Origin of the sequence: Hydrogenophaga sp. (assembly GCF_041633695.1) — a bacterium.
Taxonomy (GTDB): Bacteria; Pseudomonadota; Gammaproteobacteria; order Burkholderiales; family Burkholderiaceae_C; genus Hydrogenophaga.
Map to the genome: position 1 here is coordinate 1 of NZ_JBFJMY010000261.1, position 6004 is coordinate 6004.

Annotated in this window: 4 protein-coding genes and 1 tRNA gene; all 5 read right to left on the reverse strand. The window is 59.6% G+C overall.

Annotated features, from left to right (window positions below):
• Nucleotides 1-1938, reverse strand: a 1938-nt coding sequence (gene lon, locus ABYB95_RS15345; RefSeq protein WP_372659438.1) for an endopeptidase La, incomplete at its 3' end; no start/stop codon positions are given.
• A 99-nt stretch (nt 1939-2037) separates the two neighbouring features.
• Complete coding sequence (gene clpX, locus ABYB95_RS15350) at nt 2038-3303, reverse strand: ATP-dependent Clp protease ATP-binding subunit ClpX (RefSeq protein WP_372659439.1); 1266 nt, start codon at nt 3301-3303, stop codon at nt 2038-2040.
• 129 nt (nt 3304-3432) lie between these two features.
• Entirely contained in the window at nt 3433-4050 is a 618-nt protein-coding gene (clpP, locus tag ABYB95_RS15355) for an ATP-dependent Clp endopeptidase proteolytic subunit ClpP (RefSeq protein WP_372659440.1), read from the reverse strand.
• A 224-nt stretch (nt 4051-4274) separates the two neighbouring features.
• Nucleotides 4275-5585, reverse strand: a complete 1311-nt coding sequence (gene tig, locus ABYB95_RS15360; RefSeq protein ID WP_372659441.1) for a trigger factor — start codon at nt 5583-5585, stop codon at nt 4275-4277.
• Nucleotides 5586-5649: 64 nt separating this feature from the next.
• A tRNA-Leu gene (locus ABYB95_RS15365) sits at nt 5650-5736 on the reverse strand.
• Between the last annotated feature and the right edge of the window lie 268 nt (nt 5737-6004).

Below are 6004 nucleotides of genomic sequence, written 5' to 3' on the forward strand. Positions count from 1 at the left end.
CGCTTCCACCGACTCCTTCATCACGTCGCCCAGCGACCCGGTGCGGGTGATGACCCCTTTGCCCGGCATGATGGCCACTTCGATGGTGAGCAGATCGCCACCCACTTCGGTCCAGGCCAAGCCCACCACCTGGCCGACTTGGTTCTTCTGTTCTGCGCGTCCGTAGCTGTACTTGCGCACGCCCAGAAACTCGCTCAGGTTCTCCGAATTCACCACCACCGTGGGCGTGTATTTCTTGAGCAGCAACCCCTTGACAACTTTGCGACAAATCTTGGAAAGGTCGCGTTCGAGCGAGCGCACGCCAGCCTCACGGGTGTAGTAACGCACGATATCGCGCACCGCTTCTTCGTGCACTTCCATCTCGCCTTCGCGAATGCCGTTGTTCTTCAACTGCTTGGGCAAGAGGTAGCGAATGGCGATGTTGACTTTTTCTTCTTCGGTGTAACCCGAGAGACGTATCACCTCCATCCGATCCAGCAAAGCCGGTGGGATGTTCATCGAATTCGAGGTGGCGACGAACATCACATCGGACAGATCAAAATCGACCTCGACATAGTGGTCGCCGAATTTGTGGTTTTGCTCCGGGTCCAGCACTTCCAGCAAGGCGCTGGAGGGATCGCCACGGAAGTCGGTACCCAACTTGTCGATCTCGTCCAGCAAAAACAGCGGATTGCGGGTGCCGGTCTTGGACAGGCTTTGCAAGACCTTGCCAGGCATGGCGCCGATGTAGGTACGGCGGTGCCCGCGGATCTCGGCCTCGTCGCGCATGCCACCCAGGGCCATGCGCACATACTTGCGCCCGGTGGCCTTGGCCACCGATTGACCCAGCGAGGTCTTGCCCACGCCGGGAGGTCCGACCAGACACAGAATCGGAGCCTTGACCTTGTCCACGCGCTGCTGCACAGCAAGGTATTCCAGGATGCGGTCCTTGACCTTTTCCAAGCCGTAGTGGTCTTCGTTCAGCACCGCTTCGGCGTGCGCCAGATCGTGTTTGATCTTGGTCTTTTTGCTCCAGGGCAGAGCCACCAGCGCATCGATGTAGTTGCGCACCACGGTGGCTTCGGCCGACATGGGCGACATGAGCTTGAGCTTCTTGAACTCGGCATCGGCCTTTTTGCGGGCTTCCACCGGCATGCGGGCGGCCTTGATCTTCTTTTCGATCTCCTCCATGTCCGCGCCATCTTCGCCCTCGCCCAGCTCTTTCTGGATCGCCTTGACCTGCTCGTTGAGGTAGAAATCGCGCTGGTTCTTTTCCATCTGGCGCTTCACGCGCCCACGGATCTTCTTGTCCACATTGAGGATGTCGACCTCGCGCTCCAACTGCTCAAAAAGGTTTTCCAGACGCTTGTTGACCGGATCGAGGTCGAGCACCACCTGCTTGGATTCGAGCTTGAGCGGCAGATGCGCGGCAATGGTGTCGGCCAAGCGGCCGGGGTCGTCGATGCTGGAAATCGAGGTGAGAATTTCCGACGGAATCTTCTTGTTGAGTTTGACGTACTGGTCGAACTGCTGCATCACCGCCCGGCGCAAGGCCTCAAGCTCGGTCGATTGCATGTCGGCGCGTTCCAGCGCCGGGTCGACCGGCGTCACGCTGGCGCTGAAGTGCAGTTCGCCATCGGTGATCGCGAGCACCTTGGCGCGCTGAACACCTTCCACCAACACCTTCACCGTCCCATCGGGCAGCTTGAGCATTTGCAGAATCGTGGCCACGCAGCCCATTTCGAACATGTCGTCGGCCGACGGCTCGTCTTTCGCGGCGGCTTTCTGCGCCACCAGCATGATGCGGCGTTCGGCTTCCATGGCGGCTTCGAGCGCCTTGATGCTCTTGGGCCGGCCCACGAACAGCGGGATGACCATGTGCGGGAACACCACCACGTCGCGAAGAGGCAGCAATGGCAGGTCAACCGGGACACTGGGTAAGGGGGTTTGTCCGGACATATCAACCTCTACAAAAGGGACAAATGGGGCGGATGCAGGCGCTTGAACGCCTCGCATCAACAACGGAGGACAGCAACTGCCGTCCCGGCCAAATACCGATCAAGCCTGCTTGGCCGCTTCCCGATACACCAGCAAAGGCGGCTTGTTTTCGTCGATGGTGGTTTCGTCCACCACCACTTTCGCCACATTGCTCATGCTCGGTAAATCGAACATGGTGTCGATCAAGGCATTTTCCAGTATCGAACGCAAACCACGTGCACCGGTCTTGCGAGCCAGCGCTTTGGCTGCGATCGCCTTGAGTGCACCGGGGCGCACTTCCAGCTCCACGCCTTCCATGGACAGCATGCGTGCGAACTGCTTGACCACCGCATTCTTGGGCTCGGTCAGAATCTCAACCAATGCCGCTTCGCTCAGCTCGGCCAACGCGGCGATCACCGGAACGCGCCCGACCAGCTCGGGAATGAGTCCGTACTTGATCAGATCCTCGGGCTCGATTTCCTTGAAGGCGTCGGTCAGGCTGCGCTGCTTCTTGCTCTTGACCAAGGCACCAAACCCGATGCCGGACGCTTCGGTCCGGTTTTCAATGATTTTCTCCAGGCCGGAGAACGCACCACCACAGATGAACAGGATGTTGGTCGTGTCGACCTGCAGAAAATCCTGGTTCGGGTGCTTGCGGCCACCTTGCGGTGGCACCGAAGCCATGGTGCCTTCGACCAGCTTGAGCAGCGCCTGCTGAACGCCTTCACCGGAGACGTCGCGGGTGATCGAGGGGTTGTCCGATTTGCGCGTGATCTTGTCGATTTCGTCGATGTAGACGATGCCTTGTTGGGCACGCTCCACATCGTAGTTGCAACTCTGCAGCAGCTTCGCAACGATGTTTTCCACGTCCTCGCCCACGTAGCCCGCTTCGGTCAAGGTGGTGGCGTCGGCCATGACAAAGGGCACATTCAACATGCGCGCCATGGTCTGGGCCAGCAAGGTCTTGCCGGAACCGGTGGGACCGATCAACAAGATATTGCTCTTGGTCAACTCCACGTCGTCCTTACGAGCGGTTTGTTTGTGCCGCAGGCGCTTGTAGTGGTTGTACACCGCCACCGCCAGCGCGCGCTTGGCCAGATCCTGGCCAATCACGTAATTGTCCAGGTTGCCTTTGAGTTCTGCGGGCGTGGGTACTTCATCGCCGGCGGCCTTGACCGATTCCAGTCCAGGCAACTCGTCGCGGATGATGTCGTTGCACAAGTCGATGCATTCATCGCAGATGAACACCGACGGGCCAGCGATCAGCTTCTTGACCTCGTGCTGGCTTTTGCCGCAAAACGAGCAGTAAAGTGCTTTTTCACCGGAAGTGGCTTTTTTGTCCGCCATAGGTCTGAAGGTTCAAGTGTTGGAGATGGGTAGCTCTAGGACCATGATAGTTCAAGCCAAGCTGCGTTAAAGGGCGGAATTGGTGGCAATTTTGAAGAAAAACCGCCCTTTTCGCCGTTTTTTCGCCAATCAGGCCGCGCTGGGCCGTTTGTCGATCACCTTGTCGATGAGTCCGTATTCGTGCGCTTCGGTGGCCGACATGTAGTAATCACGCTCGGTGTCGCGTTCGATCCGGTCCAACGGCTGCCCAGTGCGCTCCGCCAGGATCTTGTTGAGTTGCTCTCGGGTTTTCAGGATCTCGCGGGCCTGGATTTCAATTTCCGTGGCCTGTCCACGGCTGCCGCCGGACGGCTGGTGGATCATGATCTTGGAGTTGGGCAGCGAGAACCGCTTGCCCTTGGCGCCAGCGGCCATCAGGAATGCGCCCATGCTGGCGGCAAAACCCACGCACAGCGTGGACACATCGGGCTTGATGAAATTCATGGTGTCGAAAATCGCCATGCCCGCCGTCACACTGCCTCCCGGGGAGTTGATGTAGAAGGAAATGTCCTTATCGGGATTTTCGCTTTCAAGAAACAGCAACTGCGCCACCACCAGATTGGCGGTCTGGTCGTTCACTTCACCGACCAGAAAAATCACGCGCTCTTTCAGCAGGCGCGAATAAATGTCGTACGACCGCTCACCGCGACCCGACTGCTCGATCACCATGGGCACCATGCCCAACCCTTGAATATCCATTGCGCTCATGCGTTTCTCCATGTATTGATGCTGGGCAATGCCACTACTGTAACAAGCTCACATGCCCACAGTCGGGCTGCGGGCAAGGCCTGCCGCCCAGCTTGGGCAGGTCTTCCCCACATGGGGCATAAACCGGCGAAAAAAAGGGCGGATGTCTCCGCCCCTCTTCAATGAGCGCCCGTCCACACAAAGGCCGCAAAAGCCCTTGTCCTGGCGAACAGCTCGTAAACCGATCAGGACTGGCCCATCAGGTCTTCAAAACTCACGGCCTTGTCCACGATCTTGGCCTTGGACAAGACGAACTCGGTCACATTGTTTTCAATCACCACGGCTTCGACTTCGGCCATGCGGCGGTTGTCGCTCTGGTACCAACGCACCACGTCGGCTGGTTTTTCGTAAGAAGCCGACAGCTCTTCCACATGGGACTTGATCTGCTCGGGCTTGGCGTGCAATTCGTTCACACGCACCAGCTCGGCCACCACCAGGCCCAAGCGCACGCGGCGCTCGGCTTGCGGGCGGAACATGTCTTCGGGAATCGGCGCCTTGTCGGCGTCTGGAATGCCGCGCTGCTTCAGATCGGCGCGTGCACCTTCGATCAGGCGGTCCAACTCGGACTGCACCACCGACTTGGGCAGATCCAGCTCGGCCTTGGACACCAGCGCGTCCATCACGGCTTGCTTGTTGCGGGCCTGGACGCGGTTCTTGACTTCGCGCTCGAGGTTGACGCGGATGTCGGCACGCAGGCCATCGACCGTGCCGTCGGCAATGCCCAGCGATTTGGCCAAGGCATCGTCCACTTCAGGCAGGTGGGCCGCTTCGATTTTCTTCAGCGTGACCAGGAAGTCGGCGGTTTTGCCAGCCACATCCTTGCCGTGGTAGTCCTCGGGGAAGTTCAAGGGGAAGGTCTTGGACTCGCCCGACTTCATGCCGCGCACCGCGTCTTCAAACTCCTTGAGCATCTGGCCATCGCCCACGATGAACTGGAATGCTTCGGCCTTGCCGCCTTCGAACACTTCGCCATCGATCTTGCCTTCGAAGTCGATGGTCACGCGGTCGCCATCACCTGCGGCTTGGTCCTGGGCGCGCTGCGCAAAAGTGCGGCGCTGCTTGCGCAGAATGTCCAGCGTGCGGTCGATCGCCGCATCGTTCACTTCGGCGCTGACTTTTTCCACTTCGGCCGAAGACAGGTCTTCGATCTTGACTTCGGGGTACACCTCGAACACCGCGTCGAATGCCAGCTGACCTTCGGGCGACTCTTCTTTCTCGGTGATCTTGGGTTGACCGGCAACGCGCAACTTGGCTTCGTTGGCGGCGGACGCGAAGGCTTCACCGACCTTGTCGTTCATGACTTCGTAGTGCACCGAATAGCCGTAGCGCTGCGCCACCACATTCATGGGCACTTTGCCGGGCCGGAAACCGTCCATCTTGACGTCGCGAGCCAGCCGCTTGAGGCGCGAGGCCACTTCGTTCTGGATGACTTCAGCGGGCAGCGTGAGCGTGATTTTGCGCTCGAGCTTCTCCAGGGTTTCAACGGTCACGGTCATGGTTTTCTCCAAAAGGGTGCGATCAACTCGGCGGTCGACCGCAGGAATGTATTCGTCTGTTCGGTGGTGCGCGGGGGGGGACTCGAACCCCCACACCATTGCTGGCGTCAGGACCTAAACCTGGTGCGTCTACCAATTTCGCCACCCGCGCGCCTCAGGGGGACCGATCTTGCAGCGCCATCGCTGCCATCGGATCACCGTTCACGGCAACCTTCTATTGTAGCGGCTGGTGGCAACCCGCCCGAAGAACACGCTGGCGCCTCTTGGCGCCGCCTGGTTGCAGGGCGCCACTGCGTTCAGGACACGGCCGGCTCCCGCCGCACCCGGAACCAGGCCGCGTACATGGCGGGCAAGGCCAGCAGCGTGAGCACCGTGGCCACCACCAGACCGCCCATGATGGCGACGGCCATCGGACCCCA